The organism is Vibrio fortis, assembly GCF_024347475.1.
In the GTDB taxonomy this organism is placed as follows: Bacteria; Pseudomonadota; Gammaproteobacteria; order Enterobacterales; family Vibrionaceae; genus Vibrio; species Vibrio fortis.
This window is the reverse complement of the sequence record NZ_AP025488.1, coordinates 429,568-447,506: the sequence shown is the minus strand read 5'-3', so window position 1 is coordinate 447,506 and position 17,939 is coordinate 429,568. Positions and strand designations below refer to the sequence as shown.

The following is a 17,939-nucleotide window of genomic DNA, read 5'->3' as shown; positions in this document are numbered from 1 at the left end:
AAATAATTGGTACGTTAAGTGATTTTTTTTCACAAACAAAACATACCAATTGCTGAAAAATGGTAAAAAATAAATTATTAGAAATTTAATTGTGATTGGGATCTCTTTTTATCCCATTGGATTAAAAACGCTTATCGCTATGATTGCTCGAGTTAAATATCTCCCAGTAACAGGTGTTGTATGCAAATTGTTGAAAAGAATGATGCTGTTATTAATAACTCAAAGTCATCACCCAAAAAGAAAAGTTTTAATGAAAATATACAGTTATTAGTCTCCGCTCTTGGCGGTGAAGATAACATTGTGAGTATCACTCACTGTATGACTCGATTGAGATTCAAATTGGCAGACGAGTCTTTGGCTGATGAAGATGCTGTCAAAGCGATTTCAGACGTAAAAGGCATGGTAAGCCAACAGGGTCAAACTCAAGTGATCATCGGAGTAGAAGTTGAAAAATGGTTTAACGCGCTGTCAGGCACGCAACAAGCTGACGACTCTGTGACTGACGAAATAGAAAAAGGCAAATTGTTCCAAGGCGTGATGCGTATTGTCGCTGGTATCTTTGGCCCAGTGGTACCAGCTATCGCGGGAGCTGGTATGCTAATGGGTCTGCTATCAGGGCTTATCGCGACTAATATTATCTCTGAAACCTCAGATACGGTGTACTTCTTCCGCTCTATCTCTGTGGCTGTGTTTTTCTTCTTACCTATGCTGGTCTCTTTCTCTGCAGCTAAGGTGTTTAAAGTTAATGAATACATCGCACTGGCAGTTTCTTCAGCCATGCTAGCGCCACTGCTGGTTGAGAAAGCAACGCTACTTAAAGACGCTGGCGCCGCGCCAGAACTAACAGTGCTTGGTGTTGTGCCTATCGAACTGCTGAACTACGGCGGGGCGATCGTACCCGCTATTTTAGCGATTTGGTTGCTGTCTAAGGTGACTCCTCTTGTTGACCGTCTAGTACCATCTTCCGCGAAACCGGTATTTACCCCTCTACTTGCGTTTACCGTGACTTCAACAATCACACTCTCTTTTGTTGGTCCTGCTGGCATCTGGCTAAGTAACGGCGCTGGTTGGGTGATGAGCTCACTGCTTGAGATTTCTCCAACGCTAACAGGCTTTATCTTTGGCCTAACTCGCCCAATCACAATTGTGTTTGGTATCCACCATAGTATGACGCCAATCAGCCTCAACAACTTCGCGTTGTACGGTAAGGACCTGCTAATGCCAATCATGTGTCTGGGCAACATGGCAATTGCGGGCGCAACCATGGCTATCTGGCACAAACAGCGTAAGTATGTGTCTAAAGAGCAGTCTTCAATTACTGCGGGTTCAAGTGTCACAGCTATCTTAGGTATCACAGAGCCGGCTCTGTTTGGTGTTCTAACCAAGTACACTAAAGCAATGATGACTGCGAGTCTAGCTGCGGGCATATTCGGTGCTATCTCTGTAACGATTGACACTCACCTAACGAGCTACATTCTATCTTCGGTATTCAGCTTGCCTGCTTACCTAGCTAGCGGTACTCAGAACTTTGTTCAAGCACTGATGGGCGTAGTAGGTGTATTCGCACTCTCTTATGTTCTGACCATGCTACTTGTAAAGCTCGATAATAAGTAAATCCCCCTGCCTCACCACTGTGGGGTTAAACGAGCCAAGCGTGATCGTCGCTCCTGATGATCACGCTTTACTTTTCTAACCTTCATTCTAAGTTTTTCTTTCTAAGGTTTATTCTATGACCCATATCGCAATCATCGGTGAATGCATGATTGAGCTAAATGGTGCGCCCTTTGGCAACATGATCCAAAGCTATGGCGGAGACACACTGAACGCTGCGATATATTTGAACCGCAGCCTCAAACAAGATGTGGCTTTTTCTCAAGTTCGTACTAGCTACGTAACCGCGCTTGGCACCGATTCAATCAGCCAAGAAATGACCCGTCGTTGGCAAAATGAAGGGATATCAACCGACTTGGTACTGAGCGACCCAAAACGCTCTCCAGGGCTCTACCTAATTCAATTGGACGATGAGGGCGAGCGCACCTTTCTGTATTGGCGTAATGACTCCGCGGCGCGCTATATGGTTCAACACCCAAAATTTACGGATGTAATGACTCAGCTAAGTAATGCTGACATGGTCTTTTTCAGCGGCATTTCTCTGGCTATTTTGCCTAACTCAGACCGAGTTGAACTGCTAGCCAAAATAGACAAATTGCGTAACAACGGGGTTAAGACTGCATTCGATAGCAATTACCGCCCGAAACTTTGGGAAAGCATCTCAGCAACCAAAGAAGCGTACTTACTTGCTTACCAAGCGACCGACATTGCACTTGTTACCTTCGATGACGAACAGTTGATTTGGCAAGACAAATCCCCGCAAGACACAATTGCTAGACTGCATAAACTCGGCGTACAAATCGTGGTCGTTAAGATGGGTTCTGAGGGCTGCTTGATCAGCGAAAATCCCAACCAAGATCCTGTCTCTATCCCAACAAAATCGGTCACCAACGTGGTTGATACGACCTCTGCGGGAGACTCATTTAATGGTGGATTCCTTGCACGTTACCTAACGGGCGGAAGCGTTGCACAAGCGTGTCAACATGGTAACGCGCTGGCTGGGTTAGTCATCCAGCATCATGGGGCAATCATCCCACAATCTGTCACAGACAATCTTTCTACTCTTATCGAGAAATAAACTCATGCCAACTATTAACGATCAATTAAAAGCACTAAAAGTAATTCCAGTTATCGCCATCGATAATGCGCAAGATATTATTCCACTTGGCAAGGTGTTAGCGGAAAACGGCCTACCTGCGGCTGAAATCACCTTCCGCTCTGACGCGGCGGTTGAAGCCATTCGCCTACTGCGTGAAGCACAACCTGACATGCTTATCGGTGCCGGTACCATCATTAATGGCGAGCAAGCTTTAGCAGCCAAACAGGCAGGCGCTACCTTTGTGGTATCTCCTGGCTTTAATCCAAACACAGTTAAGGCTTGCCAAGAAATTGGTATCGACATCATCCCTGGAGTGAACAACCCAAGTACCGTCGAGGCTGCTCTAGAAATGGGGTTAACAACACTCAAATTCTTCCCTGCAGAGGCTTCTGGTGGCATTGACATGGTCAAGTCATTGGTTGGTCCATACGGCAATATCCGACTGATGCCAACGGGCGGAATTACACCAAGTAACATCGACAACTATTTAGCAGTGCCAGAAGTGCTTGCTTGTGGAGGCACATGGATGGTGGATAAGAAGTTGGTAGAGAACCAACAATGGGATGAGATTGCTCGCTTAACCCGCGAAATTGTTGAACAAGTAAAACGCTAAACGAGGACTGGCCAGATCCTGATAGGTTCTGGCCTTTTTGCTCGACTCTGGATACTTCACGAACAGCTACTTCAACTGGTACCGCTATTAGCTGCTTAGATAAGGAGCCACCAGCTGTCGGATATTAACATTGGCGCCAATTCTTGCAGCCAGCAGATACATGCCCCCAATCTTTCTATGTAGGAACAAGGCGTCAGCTGGAGGCGTGTGCCAATACTCTTGCTCCATACTCAAAATAGTTCCAGCCTCTCGCAGTCGCTTGGCAAGATCACTGCTCTTAAAGTCATACTCACCTTCGACCAGCATAGGCTCACAAGCCATTTTCACTAGGTTCAATACCGCTTGTCGTTGGCTATCAACAATGGTGTCGCTAAAGAAGCCAATGTCTTCCAAAGCTCGGTTAAGAGCGGTTTCATCGCCTTCAATCACAGAGCGAAACACCTGACGATAGCCGTTACTGAATTTGTCGCTGTATTCTCGCGTCGCCCCAAAATCGAGCAGGCCGATCTGGTTGGTTTTTTCGTTGTAGAGATAGTTAGCGAAGTTAGGATCAGTTTGCACCATCTTGAGTTCAAATAGCTCCTTGAACAGCAGTTCAAGCAGACTCGTCATCACAAAATTGCGCGTTTCTTGTGACGCATGTTCTACCGATTCGACCGATTGCCCTTCAATAAACTCCATCGCAAGCACTGCATCAGAAGAACTCGGTAGATGAACTTTGGGTACAACAAAATGAGCATCGGCCTGCAGCGCTTGATGATAACGTATCGCGAACTGCGCCTCTCGCTGGTAGTCCGCTTCATCATGCAGCTGCTTTTTCGCTTCTTCTAACAAGCCCTTGTAATCCACTGATTCAGGAATCAATCCGACAACTTTTAATAAGGTGCCCACGTTATCAACGTCGCTATCGATGCTTTTTCGAATCCCTGGGTATTGCACCTTTACAGCCAGTTTATCGCCCGCATCGCTGTACGCTTGATGCACCTGCCCGATGGAGGCACTGGCGATAGGTTTGAAGTTAAACGCGATGTATTCCGACTTCCAATCAGCTCCCAGAGAGCTTTCCAGCACGTGGTTAAGTTGTTTAGAAGGGAGAGGATCAGCATCCGATCTAAGCCTGCTCAAGATATCTGCCAATTCAGGCTCAAGCACATCGCCAGCATCCATCGATAACATCTGCCCAAGCTTCATGGCGGCTCCACGCAAGTGCGCGAGCTGCTCGGTCAATCGTCCGATGTTTTGAGGTGTCAGCAATAAGTCTCGCGCTTTGGGGCGATTACCCTGCACTATCTGCTTTGTTCCTTCCGTTAACACGTTACCCGCAACACGAGTCGCCAAAGATGCAAACTTACCGAAGCGAGAAATACGGTGGGTTGGAATATTCCTTTCTTTTGCTGACATAAAAACTCTCTCATAGTTAACTGCTCTGTATACGAACAAAACCGTGCTTTGGATGATTGCCAAAACGATTATTTACATGAGCTCTACGCATCCCAAAAAGCGACACACTCAAATTGTGGAACGTTTATAAAATACCCTATCAAATCAAGGAGTCACTTGCAGTCGTTAATCCATGTGGTGATTGAAGCGGGGGACTACCTGAAGAAGAGGTAATTTTGCTTTCAAACAGGATCAAGGCATTGATGAAAGACTCATTTACCCGATCAGACCAGGCGCCGTAAGGCATTGAAAATTAATAAATCTATCGATTAGCGTTTAAATTTAAACAATAGAAATGTGATATTCAGTCACAGGCTTAAATTCTCTGTTAAATCCCTTTGCAAAGGTCGGAGATCTGACCTAACTTGAACTATGTGCAAGGTAGCATAACAGCCATTGGCCATGGATGGACGATGGCAAGATTGGAGTGTTGTATGGATTTAACGAACAAAGCCGCTCGCATTTTTATACCCGCTATTTTCATTATTGTCTTTTCAAGTGGTGTTGCTTACTACTTGTCTTACGAACATCAAATTAAAAATCAGATCGTGAGTAAGTGGTGTGTACAGCTTGAATTTGTGGTGAAGCAGATGGGAGAAGAGCTAAGAGATCAAAAGGCCTTCTTAAACAACATTGCGGAAAGAGAAAATTTTATAAAACGCGCAGATTTGAATCGAACAGTGTATGACGCGTTTGCATCAATCGATACACAATTAAGTAGCACGCGGTTTGACTATAACACCAACAATTCCTATTCGTTTGCGATCATCGATTCACGGTCCAATCTCATTGCAAGTTCAGTGCAAACTTTAAAACACCAATCAAACCAGCTTTTCCTTGATACAGGCCGCACCTATTTGTCTGATCCGAACAATTCAGAAAAGCTCTCTATCATCGATGGTAAACTCTACGCGATCACAGCTCACACCCTTGATGGTTACCCCGACCGTATTGCAGTTCTCATCTTACCGATTTCGGTATTCGACAGCTTCAAAGCCACATTAAAAGAGCAGTTACCATTCGGTTTTTCTTTTGATTATCGATTCTTGACTGGCGTAGAACGGAGCAAGTTTTCCGTACACGAATCAGAGCCATTAGTTGCCGCACTCACCAACTATCACGCCTTTGATAATCACGCCATGAAGATGGATGTGGATTATTCTGACGGCGTCGCTTTCAAACATACTGACCCATTTATCTCAGCCTCTTTGCATGTTTTCCCTGAGAACTACCAAAGCCAACTCAACCAAGCCAAGATCTCCATAGGCGGAGTCACCTTAGCGATTACACTGCTTTTGATTAGCGGCGGTTACTTTCTATTTTATCGTCAAGTGTTACAACCTCTACAGGCATACACCAGAGAGCTCAACACCCTAAAACCCGATGAAGGTAATCAAAAGAATAACGAAGACCAGATAGATCCAAGCTATCAATCGGTATTTGAACGCGTCAAAACTTTAGTAGAAACCGATGCACTTACAGGCCTCGACAACCGCACTTTCTTCATGCAGAACTTAAAGAAATTGCTATCAGAAGAACACCACGGTACCAGCTATCTTATCTATATTGATCTCGATAAGTTTAAAGCGGTAAACGACAACTATGGTCACGATGCGGGTGATGAACTTCTTGTACGCTTTGCCTCATCCACTCAACAAATTCTACAGCGCTCACGCGGACGTCTATTTGAATCTCATCTATTTGCTCGACTCAGTGGCGATGAGTTCGCGATATACACCTACGGTATCACGCGACTCTCTGACATTTTGAGCGTACTTGAAAGCATTGAAGCGCAGTTCGAATCCAACTTTTTCCTTGGAGATCAACGCTACCGTGTTGGCATCAGTCTAGGGGTGGTTGAAATCAATGAGCATAACGAGAACCTCACTACTGACTCTTTGATGATCCAAGCTGACAGAGCCATGTATGTCGCCAAAGAGTCTGACGCTCGTCACTACTTCTATAACTCCGATCTCGAAGAAGTGGTGGCCAAAGAGCTTTTGATTGAACAGACCCTAATCAAAGCACTCAACGAAGATGGGTTCAGCTTTTCATTCATGCCAATCATCAATGCGTCTTCCAAAACCTTGCGTGGGTTTGAACTGTTACTGCGCTGCCCTGAGCTCGCTCAGCAGAATATTGGACCAGACGAGTTTATCCCTTGTGCCGAACGCACGGGCATGATTCGTGACATCGATATGTGGGTGATCAGCAATGGTTTAATGGCAGCAAAACGACTGATCGACAGAGGAAATCGTTCACTCAAATTTGCGATTAACATCTCTAGCCTTGAGTTAATGTCGCCGGGATTTCCTGCCGATGTTAATCGCATGCTAATCAGTGCCGGAGTACCTGCGGAGAACATCGAATTTGAAGTGACCGAAACCGCATTTGTTCCCGACGAAACGACGGAATTGGATGTGTTGTTTGAATTGAAAAAGATTGGAGTCGACTTAGCCATCGATGATTTTGGTACGGGCTTTACGTCTTTCAATCAATTGATTCGCTATCCGTTCGATACCTTAAAAATCGACAAGTCGTTCGTTGATCAGATATTAAACAATAATCCGTCCAAACAAGAGATGGTGAATGTGCTCTATCGTCTCGCCAAAAATTACTCTCTCAAAGTCGTCGCTGAAGGTGTGGAAACTAAGGAGCAAGAAACCTTCCTCACCCGTTTAGGCTGTAACTACCTGCAAGGTTACTACTACGGCACCCCAGTTACGGAAGATGACGTATTAGCTCTGATAGCTAAGTTCCAGAGTGACTAGCAAGCAATAAAAAAGACCACGCGATGATGCGTGGTCTTTCGTTTAATAGGTGTGTCTAAAACATCAGTAAAGGACTACTTAGCGGAGTCGTCCGTTTTCACCGTATTGGTAATGCCTTCTAACTGCAATACAGGTGCTGCATCAATATCTTCAGCGTTCATCATCGAAGAGATTCGCTGCATTGAAGACAGCAACAAGCTTTGCTCCCACGGCTCTAGGTTCTGGAATTTATTAACAAAGTTGTCTTGAAGAGGTGGTGGCGCACTGTTTAGCAGCTCTTGGCCTTTTTCGGTTAGATTGGCGTGCACCTTACGTCGGTCTGCGACACTGCGCACACGCTGTACATAGCCATTTTGCTCTAAACGGTCGATGATGGTGGTCGTGGTTGCTTGACTCACATTGGTGTGATTCGATAACTCTTTGATCGTCACATTGCCCATCTCTTGGATTGCTCTCATTAAAATCAATTGAGGGCCAGTCAAACCATACTCTTTACTCAGCTTCTTCGAGTGTAAATCGATAGCGCGAATAATTTGGCGAATAGCGACTAAAATTTCGTCATGTTTGTCCAAGATGCAGACCTTTGTACTTATATGCTGTGGGTGATTTTACAGTACAACAAAAATCATCGCCGTCATACGGGCAACATGATAGAAATTACACTGTAAATTGATGGATTATTTCATTGATTTTTCCGCATTGTACTTATGTTCTTACTATTCTCAATCTTTTCTCAAACCCTAAACCTGTATAGCGTGGCACTTTTGTGAGATCACATAGGATAAGAGGCGGATTGGTATATGGCTGAGGTGCGTATCAGAGAGCCTATATCGGCTCTCTCGTTTGTCTGTTAAGTAGATTAAGCCGCATCGTTGAGCTGAAAGTCACCCGTGAGCGCACTATAGAACTCACTATCGTCTAGAATTCCCACGAGCTGCTGCCCCTCAACAAGCAAGATAGGGTAGTCACTCTGCTGCTTAAGTTTAATAGCATCGCGCATTCCAATCTCTGGGCTCGCCAATACCAGAGTCGACGGCTCGATATCCAGCGTGTCTACGTCCGACGGTTGCCACCTAAGAAGACTGAGGTCATTCTCCCCTTTAATGCTAAGAGCACCTTCAACTTCTTCTATCCACACATCTTTTGCCGTACATACTTTCCAGCTTTGGTCTTGCTGTTCTAAGTCAGCTAAAGGCTGCATCAAAGAGCGCCCTTTGAGCACATTCAGCGGGTTGGTATGAGCCACAAAGTCTTTCACATATTCGGTTTTTGGCTTCAATACGATCTCTTCGGGTTTGCCATGTTGAATCAGTTTCCCCGATTCCATTATCGCAATGTTGTTACCAATTTTTAAGGCTTCATCTAAATCATGACTTACGAACAAGATGGTTTTATTCAGTTTGTTTTGCAGTGAAATCAGTTCATCTTGCAACTGAGCACGAATCAGAGGGTCGAGTGCTGAGAAAGGCTCATCCATCAGCAAAATATCGGTGTCCATCGCGAACGCCCTCGCTAAGCCGACACGCTGCTGCATACCGCCAGAGAGCTCATGTGGGAATTTGGTTTCCCACTCAGCAAGACCAACCATTTCTAGCTGCTCACGTGCTTTAGCTCGGCGCGCATCTTTTGCCATTCCCTGCATTTCTAGACCAAAGGCCACGTTATCCAACACAGTCAGCCAAGGCATTAGCGCAAACTTTTGGAACACCATAGATACGCGATGAGTACGCAGTTGACGAAGTGTCGCTTCATCGCACTGGGCAAGATCGACCTGCTTTTCACCATCTTTCACTTCCAAAGAACCACGACTAATTGGGTTTAAGCCATTCACAGCGCGCAAAAGGGATGACTTGCCAGAGCCAGAAAGCCCCATCAACACACAAATCTCACCCTCTTGGATATTCAATGAAACGTTATCCACGCCAACCACTTGCCCTGTCTCGTCGATGATCTCTTGGCGAGACTTGCCTTGGTCGAGCCTTTCAAGTGCTAGTTGCGTATTATCACCGAACACAACATCGAGGTTTTTAATGGTAATTGCATCCATTCTTTGCTTGTCATGACTCATGATTAAGCCTCCTTTTGGTTCGGTGTTTTACATAGGCGGTCAAGAATGATCGCCACAAGAACAATAGCGAGTCCCGCTTCAAAGCCTTGAGAAATGTTTACAGTGTTCAGCGCTCGAACAACTGGTTTCCCTAAACCATCTGCCCCGACTAATGCAGCAATCACCACCATAGACAGTGACAACATAATGCATTGAGTCACACCAGCCATAATGCTTGGCAGAGCCGCAGGCAGCTCAACTTTCATCAAGAGTTTCATTCGGCTAGCACCAAATGCCTTGCCCGCTTCGACCAATTCTTCAGGCACCTTAGTTACCCCTAAATAGGTCAGGCGAATCGGTGCCGCGATAGCGAAAATAATGGTCGAGATGAGCCCCGGCACAATCCCAAGACCAAACAACACCAAGGTCGGGATTAGATACACAAAGGTTGGAACCGTCTGCATTAAATCAAGAATCGGCCTTAAGACTGTGTACAGCCAAGGGCGATGGGCTGCCATGATGCCGACTGGAACGCCAATTAATACGGAAATCGTTGTCGCCGCAAACACGAGGACAAAGGTTTCCAGCATTTCTTGCCAGTAGCCAAGGTTAAGAATGGTCAGCAGGGCCGCGACTACAAACACAACCAAAGAGATCTTACGATGTAGATACCACGCGAGAGCCGCGGTGATTAAAATCGGCAGAGCCGGCGGCATCCACTTAAATACATCCACCAGAAACAGAATAACCGTCTCTAGAAAAATCGAAATGGCATCAAACAGTCCCGCAGCATTGATCGTTAGCCAATCAACACCAGCTTCCATCCATTGACCGACTGGGATTTTGTTTTCAGTAATAAAATTCACAATATTGCCTTTGATTTTCGGTGAGTTGCCAAACGCAACTCACCATTTTGGAAATTAACGTTAAGCTTTTACTTGTTTCAAATAAGCAGACACGGCTTCTGAAGCAGATTCACCCTTCAACGTTTTGACGTTTTCAAGCCACGCTTCCACTTGTTGTGGGTTGCTGTTTAACCACTGTTGAGCAGCCTTGTTTGGTTGAACGTTTTGGTTAAGGATGGCTTCCATCAACTCATTTTCCATCTCCAGAGAGAATTCTAGATTTTGCAGAAGCTGACCGACGTTTGAACACTCAGATAAGTAATTCGCGCGCACGTTTGTGTAGACATTCGCGCCGCCGTAGTTCGGACCAAAGAAGTCATCACCACCGTCTAGATACTCCATCTCAACGTTGCTGTTCATTGGATGCGGTGCCCAACCAAGGTAAACAATCCATTGGTTGCGACGTGCCGCGCGTGACACTTGTGAAACCATGCCCGCTTCGCTCGACTCAACAAGGCTAAAGTCTTTTAGTCCAAATGCGTCTGAGTCGATCATCGATTGGATTAGACGGTTACCATCGTTACCCGGCTCAATACCGTAGATACGGTCTTTGAACTTGTCTGCGTGCTTAGCGAGGTCAGCAAAGCTCTTTACGCCAGCATCGTAAACATACTTTGGAACAGCCAATGTATACTTCGCACCTTCAAGGTTGGCACGCACAGTTTCCACAGTTCCTGCTTCGCGGTACTTAGCAATATCGCCTTCCATCGTTGGCATCCAGTTGCCAAGGAATACATCAATATCGCCATTCGCCATTGAAGAGTAAGTAACAGGTACAGACAGCAGATCTGTTTTAGTTTGATAGCCAAGTCCTTTTAGCAGCTCGGTGGTTACTGCAGTCGTTGCCGTAATGTCGGTCCAGCCAACATCTGCAAAGCGCACGTTCTCACACTGTTGAGGCTCGACGGCAGCGTGTGCGTTCAACGCCAATACACTGATGGCCGAAGCGGCTAATGTCTTTTTAGTCACGGTGCGGATAATTGTCATAGTGATTCCTTTTATTCTTCCTTTTCACCACGTCGATGTGGTTTCTGACTCATACTTTTTGCTCGGTCTTTATGCGCGACCGATTCTCGATATGTAATTAGCTTTCGTTGATTAATGCTCTTAACGGTTCGTTTTCGCGCTGAGTGTCTTGCCATTGAGGTGCAATCCAAACGGGTACATCGGTTGCAGCCAGTGGCGTTTTACCCAATATGAAATCCGAGGCGCGCTCGGCAACCATGATGGTTGGCGCATTCAAGTTCCCGTTAGGGATGGTTGGGAATACCGACGAATCGACCACGCGTAAGTTAGCCACACCACGTACTCGGCACTCTTCGTCCAGCACGGCCATTGGGTCGTCATTTGCGCCCATCTTGCACCCACAAGACGGATGGTAGGCACTCTCAACATTCTGTTTTACCCACTCATCAATCGCTTCATCAGTGGTGACATCAGCACCCGGTTGGATCTCTTCACCACGGAATTTATCCATCGCCGGTTGAGAGAGAATTTCGCGCGTCAGACGAATACAATCGCGCCAGTCCTGACGGTCTTGTTCTGTCGAAATGTAGTTAAAAATGATTTCAGGTTTCGCGTGTGGGTCGGCTGAAGTGATTGCCACTGTCCCTCGGCTTTCGGGTTTGTTCGGGCCAACATGGACTTGAAAACCATGACCATCAAAGGCCGCTTGCCCATCGTAGCGCATCGCTGCAGGCAAAAAGTGATATTGAATATTTGGCCATTTCAGACCTTTGCGAGAGCGAATAAAGGCACAAGATTCGAAGTGGTTAGTCGCACCTAATCCTTTGCGAGTTAAAATCCACTCTGCGCCAATCATGCCCTTGCTAACGAGCCCTAATTTACTGTTGAGCGTGATAGGTTCATTACAGTGATACTGGAAATACACTTCTAGATGGTCTTGTAGGTTTTCACCGACGCCACGGAGTTCATGCTTTAGCTCTACACCCGCTTTTTCTAGCACCGCTTTCGGACCAATGCCGGATAGCTGAAGTAGTTGAACAGAGCCAATAGAACCAGCTGAAGAGATCACTTCCTTCGATGCAGAAGCCGTTTGAACCTTGCCAGATTTTTCAAACTCAACACCGGTTGCTTTCCATGTTTTGGAGTCTTGCTCTAGCAATACCTTTCGAACCACCACGCCCTTAATAAGGGTGAGATTGGAACGCTTCAGTGCTCTGCGTAGATATGCGTTAGATGTGGAGGCTCGAACCCCTTTATCTACCGTCATATGCATAGCACCGAAGCCTTCCTGCTGATAACCGTTGTAGTCTTTGGTTTCTGGGTAGCCCGCATCTTTACCCGCATCAATAAATGCTTGATAAAGAGGGTTCAGTGCCATGTCGTTACCGTTACAGGTTCCAACAGGGCCATCACCACCACGATAGACATCACTGCCCTGATTCCAAGATTCAGCACGGCGGAAATAAGGTAGACACGCTTGGTAGTTCCAACCTTTTGCACCATGCTCTTCCCACTCGTCAAAGTCGCAAGCGTGACCACGCACGTAAACCATGCCGTTGATCGACGAGCTACCACCTAATACCTTGCCGCGAGGACAATGCAGTTGACGGCCATCTAGTCCTGACTCCTGCTGAGTCTCGAACTGCCAAGCATACTTTTCCGTGTTCATCGGGTAAGAAAGGGCTGTCGGCATCTGAATAAAAATGCTCTTATCCGTACCACCAGCTTCTAGCAATAAAACGCTATGTTGACCGCTTTCAGTTAGCCGATCAGCCAACACACAGCCGGCCGAACCCGCGCCGACGATAATATAATCGTAGCGTTGTTCCATGTTCTGTTCTCCGTGAGGGGTTAAGCGTTATGCATAAGGGCTGGCGTAGTCACCTAGCTCAATCAAAATGCTCTTGGTTTGGGTGTAGTGAAGTAGGGTTTCAGGGCCATTTTCGCGCCCAATACCAGAAAGCTTGTAACCACCGACTGGCATCTCTGCTGGTGAATCCCCCCAAGTGTTAACCCAACAAATCCCTGCCTGCATTTGATGAATAACGCGGTGAGCTCGCGCTAGGTTTTGGGTAAAGACCCCCGCCGCCAAGCCGTAATGGGTATCGTTCGCTCGGCGAATCACATCATCTTCATCGGTAAATTTGAGCACCGACATCACTGGGCCGAAGATCTCTTGCTGCACGTGGGGCATGTCGTCGTCGCAATCGACAAATACGGTTGGAACAACAAAGTTGCCATTGGCAAGGCCGTTGTCCGTCACTTGATAACCGCCAGTCAGTAGTGTTGCGCCAGACTGCTTAGCCATCTCAATCGCTTCAAGAACTTTAGATAGGTGTTGTTTGGAGATAAGCGCACCAATTTGCGTTTCGATGTCCATTGGGTCACCGACTACGAGCTTTTCTGTGCGCGCTTTAAGTTGGTCAACAAACTCTTGATAGATATTTTCATGAACATAAACACGAGTACCGTTAGTACACACTTCGCCTTGGGTGTAGAAGTTAGCGACCATGGCTGCAGACACTGCATCATCGAGCTTGGCATCATCAAAGATGATCATTGGTGACTTACCGCCAAGTTCCATGGTGACAGACTTAAGGGTCTTAGCGCTGTCAGTCATTACCGCTTTACCGGTACCGGTTTCACCGGTGAAAGAGACTTTGGCAATATCTGGATGAGCAGTCAGCATTTGGCCGACTCGGTAATCACCCTGAACAACGTTAAAGACACCGTCAGGCAGACCCGCTTCGGTAAAGATTTCCGCCAGTTTTAGCGCCGTAAGCGGGGTCTCTTCTGAAGGCTTGAACACCATTGCATTCCCCGCGGCTAATGCGGGTGCAGATTTCCACATTGCAATCTGAATTGGGTAATTCCAAGCACCAATCCCGGCACAGACCCCCAAAGGCTCACGACGAGTATAGAAAAACTGACTTTCGCTGAGCGGTTGCTGCTCACCTTGCAGTGTAGGTGCAAGGCCCGCGTAGTACTCGATCACGTCAGCACCAGAGGCGACGTCCACCTCAATCGCTTCCTGCAGTGGCTTGCCAGTATCTGCAACCTCAAGCTTTGCTAAGTCATCGTTTCGTGTTCTAAGTATTTCTACCGCCTTCATCAAAATACGACTGCGTTCCACAGCGGTCATTGAGGACCACACAGCAAAGCCGCGCTTGGCCGATTCAACAGCTTTATCGAGGTCGGATTGAGATGCTTGGCCAACAATCGCGATCGGCTCACCATTAGCTGGGTTAGTGCTAACAAAGGTTTCCCCCGAGGTCGCGGTAACGCTTTGTCCATCTATGTATAAAGAGTTCATTTCCATTTGAGTTTCTGACTTTGTCTATGTTTGGGCACTGTTGGCCCATTAAAATTATGAGATTTTTAGCGTACTAATCGACATTCAGTGCGTAGAACGTCAGCTGCTTATCGAGATAATCATTAATAATTGCACGAGCTTTGTTTGCATCAATACCTTCGGGGTTAAGCGTCCCACGCAACCAAATACCATCAATTAAGGATGCGATTCCGTGAGCAACCAACTCAGCTTGCTCCGGCTCTAAAAGAGCTTTTAGCTCGATAAGCAAATGAGAAATAAGGCGTTTCTCATTCACTCGCTGCAGCCTTTTAAGCTGAGCGTCATGCATTGAGTAAGACCAAAACGCCAACCAGGTTTTCGCGACCTTGTTCTCCGCTTGGTAGCCTTCGAAATTGCCGTTGATGATGGCATTGATTCTTTTTTGATGAGCATTGACGGGAAGCTCTTTCAGAGCATTGGTGATGGTTACCGACAACTGGCGCAAGATCTCGCGCATCGTCTCTTCAAGTAGCCCATGCTTGCCACCAAAATAGTGGTTGATAATTCCAGTAGATACGCCAGCTTCTTTACTGATCAAAGCAATACTGGCCGAGTGCAAACCGACGCGATCGATCACCGTCATTGTGGCTTGTACTAGCTGTGGTTTTCGGATATCTGGCATCCCAACCTTGGGCATTTGTGAGTCCTTTTATTTTTTATTGAACGTTCAATTAATTATAAAATGACAGAAAACTAGTTAGGGTTCAAATGATTATTTTAACAAAATGGTTACGATGCAGACCCAAAACCTAAAACAAATCACATAAAAACAAAGAGTTAACCAATCATTAGCACTCTAAATAAATAACCAAAAGATTTGAGGTATGATGTTTATTGGTCGATTGTTTTTGATAAGAGTTGTTCAATAATCAATCAGAGAACATTAAGAGACAATGCACAAAAACAGAGAGTACAACGTCGTACTCTCCGCTCGATTTGAAGTGAAACAATGATCAATTAAAAGGTTAGGTGATAACTGTTGCTCGGCTCTCCTAGGGAAATGCTCCACGTCTGCTCAGACTCGCTACTGGTCATCGGTACCCAGCGTACGTAGAGTGAGTCCCAGTTCGAATTGATCTCTAGCTCAACCTCATCGGTGAGATCTGGATAGATCGTCGTGATGCGCGAAACCGGATCTGGAATCGCTTCACCATCGGCTTTAACAAAGGCTGCTTTTGAGTAGAGGTGTAATGCTCCCTTGGTTTCCCCCAAATAATCAATCGATAAGGTGATTTTCTCACCGACATCAAACGAGAAGTCACGCGAAGCGACGATATCTTCTGCAGCAACGGTCGCAGTAGGTTGAGCCGTTGAACCACCGCCACCTCCGCCACCACCTCCACATGCGGTAAGGGCTAGAATCGCAAGTAGGCTGACTGATTTAATAGATGTTTTCATGACGCTCTCCTTATTCGCCCGTTGCTGATACAGAGGTACTTTCTACAGCGGTTTTGTACCACTCACCATGGCTCTCACCACTCGCTTCCACCCAATCATCAAAGGTTAGGTAAGCCTCACAAATGTCTGTGTATTCAATCGGGTGATCCCATTCGTCGCGAATGTTGATCGCCCAAGGCATATTGTTTTCGGTAGTAAATGAAGCAATATTGTCCGACTTGTCATCGTGAGTATTGAAGAAAGCGTTGTTCATGTCATTGGTACCCGCAAACTGTTTTAAATGAGTCTGCCAAGTGAACCCAGGAGCTTCATTGGTAAAGTCGCCGTGATACATGTACTTAGCGGCAAAAATGAACGAGTCGTAGGGAGGGTAGCCAACAATGTCACGCGGTACAGGAGTGGTGAACTCGACGTAGAGTTGGTATTGCAGTGCACCAACAGTTTGCGTCCCCAAACAGTCGACTTGCGTGCGATAGAAGGTACAACTTTCAGTAAGTTCACCTAGGTTTTGAAGGTCAACTTTAAGGTCTTCAGAGACAATCAACACCGCATCGCTAGTGCCTTGTTTCACAATCGAGTGCGTTACTGCTACACCATTACGCATCAGGGTTGCGTTAGCGATATTACTTGGATCAACACCCGGTAGATGAATACCATAACCGTTTGAAAATCCAGCTCCCATCGCTTGTAGGGTGTAATCAAAACTGATGTTTTTTAGCTCACGTTGGCCGTTTAGCTGTTCTGTTATTTGGTAACGCCAAACCACGTCATTGAAATCGTAGTCGCCCATCAATGGCCATCTATCCTCGAACGCGATCGTCGCATACTCATTGCCACTCGGATAAACAGATGTGATGGTGATATCACTGTCTTGCTGCACTAATGGCTCATACTTTGAGTCTGTCGAACCATCAGTGTTAACCCCATCAACCGCAGTAAACGGTGTAATTTCAACGGTAAATAGAAGGTCGTTGAAGTCATGATCCCCCCCCGTGCGGTGTAAATCTTCAAAACCCAAGACGAAGAACTCATTCTCTGTATCAATGAAGGCAACATTATGTCTTCGCAGGCTTGCTGTCGTTTCTGGATTGAGTTCAGAGTAGCTATAGAATGGCGTTCCCCAGCTGCCCAGTGATTCAATGTTGTTATAAGAACCCGACCACCCCCATCCATTGGGGATCACGAAGAACGCTAAGGTTTGGCCTGCCGTCAGTTCAACGTCTAAATCTATGGTATCCCCTTCGATCATCTCACCATCTGGTGCTTTTGAGCTGTTAGGAAAGATAATGGTGTGGGCAGTAATGTCATCGACCGACGCTGGCGGGTTATTGGTGTCATAAACAAAGTAGCCTAACGCATTGCGGTAGCCTGCCCCTTCGTTTAGAAACGTCACCTTGGCAGAAGCAAACGCTTCGCCACCCAGCTCATCATCAATATCGATGTTTGAGTAACGCTCTGGCGCGATGAAGGCACTGTTGACATAAGCCCCTTCGGGCAGCATCGAATAAACGTTGTCTAAAGTGTCATGGGGTAGTGTATCGGCTATCGAATAGGTGTCATTCGGTTTGCCTTTTGCGGAGTAATTCGAGCTGTCAGCGCCTGACTCAAAAATAAAATCTGACGTGGTAAGTGCAAGCGCTAGGCTGGGGATCATACAGCCTGCCGTGACCAGTGGATTCCATATTCTCATTGCGTTCCCTCTCTCAACTGACGGTAAATGTGTAAAGTAGAAGAGAG

14 protein-coding genes are annotated in these 17,939 nt (G+C 46.3%); 4 read left to right on the top strand and 10 right to left on the bottom strand.

The window, feature by feature from the left end:
- Nucleotides 1–180: 180 nt before the first annotated feature.
- From OCV50_RS16575 to OCV50_RS16565, 3 genes are all read left to right on the top strand, one after another.
- On the top strand, nucleotides 181–1,614 hold the full coding sequence (locus OCV50_RS16575; RefSeq protein WP_261904961.1) for a PTS transporter subunit EIIC: 1,434 nt from the start codon (nucleotides 181–183) through the stop codon (nucleotides 1,612–1,614).
- A 115-nt stretch (nucleotides 1,615–1,729) separates the two neighbouring features.
- Entirely contained in the window at nucleotides 1,730–2,689 is a 960-nt protein-coding gene (locus OCV50_RS16570; protein ID WP_261904960.1) for a sugar kinase, read from the top strand.
- A 4-nt stretch (nucleotides 2,690–2,693) separates the two neighbouring features.
- Complete coding sequence (locus OCV50_RS16565; protein WP_261904959.1) at nucleotides 2,694–3,323, top strand: bifunctional 4-hydroxy-2-oxoglutarate aldolase/2-dehydro-3-deoxy-phosphogluconate aldolase; 630 nt, start codon at nucleotides 2,694–2,696, stop codon at nucleotides 3,321–3,323.
- An 87-nt stretch (nucleotides 3,324–3,410) separates the two neighbouring features.
- On the opposite strand, the gene OCV50_RS16560 is transcribed toward OCV50_RS16565, so the two are convergent.
- Nucleotides 3,411–4,724 carry an ABC1 kinase family protein gene (locus OCV50_RS16560; RefSeq protein ID WP_261904958.1) on the bottom strand — a complete coding sequence of 438 codons (1,314 nt, stop codon included), beginning with the start codon at nucleotides 4,722–4,724 and terminating at the stop codon, nucleotides 3,411–3,413.
- Between the two features lie 473 nt (nucleotides 4,725–5,197).
- Between OCV50_RS16560 and OCV50_RS16555 the strand changes: the two genes are divergently transcribed.
- Nucleotides 5,198–7,534: a putative bifunctional diguanylate cyclase/phosphodiesterase gene (locus OCV50_RS16555; RefSeq protein ID WP_261904957.1), complete on the top strand. Its 2,337-nt coding sequence runs from the start codon at nucleotides 5,198–5,200 to the stop codon at nucleotides 7,532–7,534.
- 74 nt (nucleotides 7,535–7,608) lie between these two features.
- Here the strand turns inward: OCV50_RS16555 and OCV50_RS16550 are convergent, their stop codons facing one another.
- The 9 genes from OCV50_RS16550 to OCV50_RS16510 form a co-directional block, all read right to left on the bottom strand.
- Nucleotides 7,609–8,106: a MarR family winged helix-turn-helix transcriptional regulator gene (locus tag OCV50_RS16550; protein ID WP_239839456.1), complete on the bottom strand. Its 498-nt coding sequence runs from the start codon at nucleotides 8,104–8,106 to the stop codon at nucleotides 7,609–7,611.
- Nucleotides 8,107–8,393: 287 nt separating this feature from the next.
- Nucleotides 8,394–9,602 (bottom strand): choline ABC transporter ATP-binding protein, encoded by a 1,209-nt coding sequence (gene choV, locus OCV50_RS16545; RefSeq protein WP_261904956.1) that lies wholly within the window; start codon nucleotides 9,600–9,602, stop codon nucleotides 8,394–8,396.
- A 2-nt stretch (nucleotides 9,603–9,604) separates the two neighbouring features.
- Complete coding sequence (choW, locus tag OCV50_RS16540) at nucleotides 9,605–10,447, bottom strand: choline ABC transporter permease subunit (protein WP_239839454.1); 843 nt, start codon at nucleotides 10,445–10,447, stop codon at nucleotides 9,605–9,607.
- Nucleotides 10,448–10,507: 60 nt separating this feature from the next.
- The gene (locus tag OCV50_RS16535; protein WP_261904955.1) at nucleotides 10,508–11,473 is read right to left on the bottom strand and encodes a choline ABC transporter substrate-binding protein; all 966 of its coding nucleotides are present in this window, start codon (nucleotides 11,471–11,473) and stop codon (nucleotides 10,508–10,510) included.
- A 97-nt stretch (nucleotides 11,474–11,570) separates the two neighbouring features.
- Complete coding sequence (gene betA / locus OCV50_RS16530; RefSeq protein WP_261904954.1) at nucleotides 11,571–13,283, bottom strand: choline dehydrogenase; 1,713 nt, start codon at nucleotides 13,281–13,283, stop codon at nucleotides 11,571–11,573.
- Between the two features lie 27 nt (nucleotides 13,284–13,310).
- Entirely contained in the window at nucleotides 13,311–14,771 is a 1,461-nt protein-coding gene (betB, locus tag OCV50_RS16525) for a betaine-aldehyde dehydrogenase (protein ID WP_261904953.1), read from the bottom strand.
- Between the two features lie 67 nt (nucleotides 14,772–14,838).
- On the bottom strand, nucleotides 14,839–15,441 hold the full coding sequence (gene betI / locus OCV50_RS16520) for a transcriptional regulator BetI (protein ID WP_261904952.1): 603 nt from the start codon (nucleotides 15,439–15,441) through the stop codon (nucleotides 14,839–14,841).
- A gap of 320 nt (nucleotides 15,442–15,761) precedes the next feature.
- On the bottom strand, nucleotides 15,762–16,202 hold the full coding sequence (locus OCV50_RS16515; RefSeq protein ID WP_261904951.1) for a hypothetical protein: 441 nt from the start codon (nucleotides 16,200–16,202) through the stop codon (nucleotides 15,762–15,764).
- Between the two features lie 10 nt (nucleotides 16,203–16,212).
- Nucleotides 16,213–17,892, bottom strand: a complete 1,680-nt coding sequence (locus OCV50_RS16510) for an LruC domain-containing protein (RefSeq protein WP_261904950.1) — start codon at nucleotides 17,890–17,892, stop codon at nucleotides 16,213–16,215.
- Nucleotides 17,893–17,939: the final 47 nt, after the last annotated feature.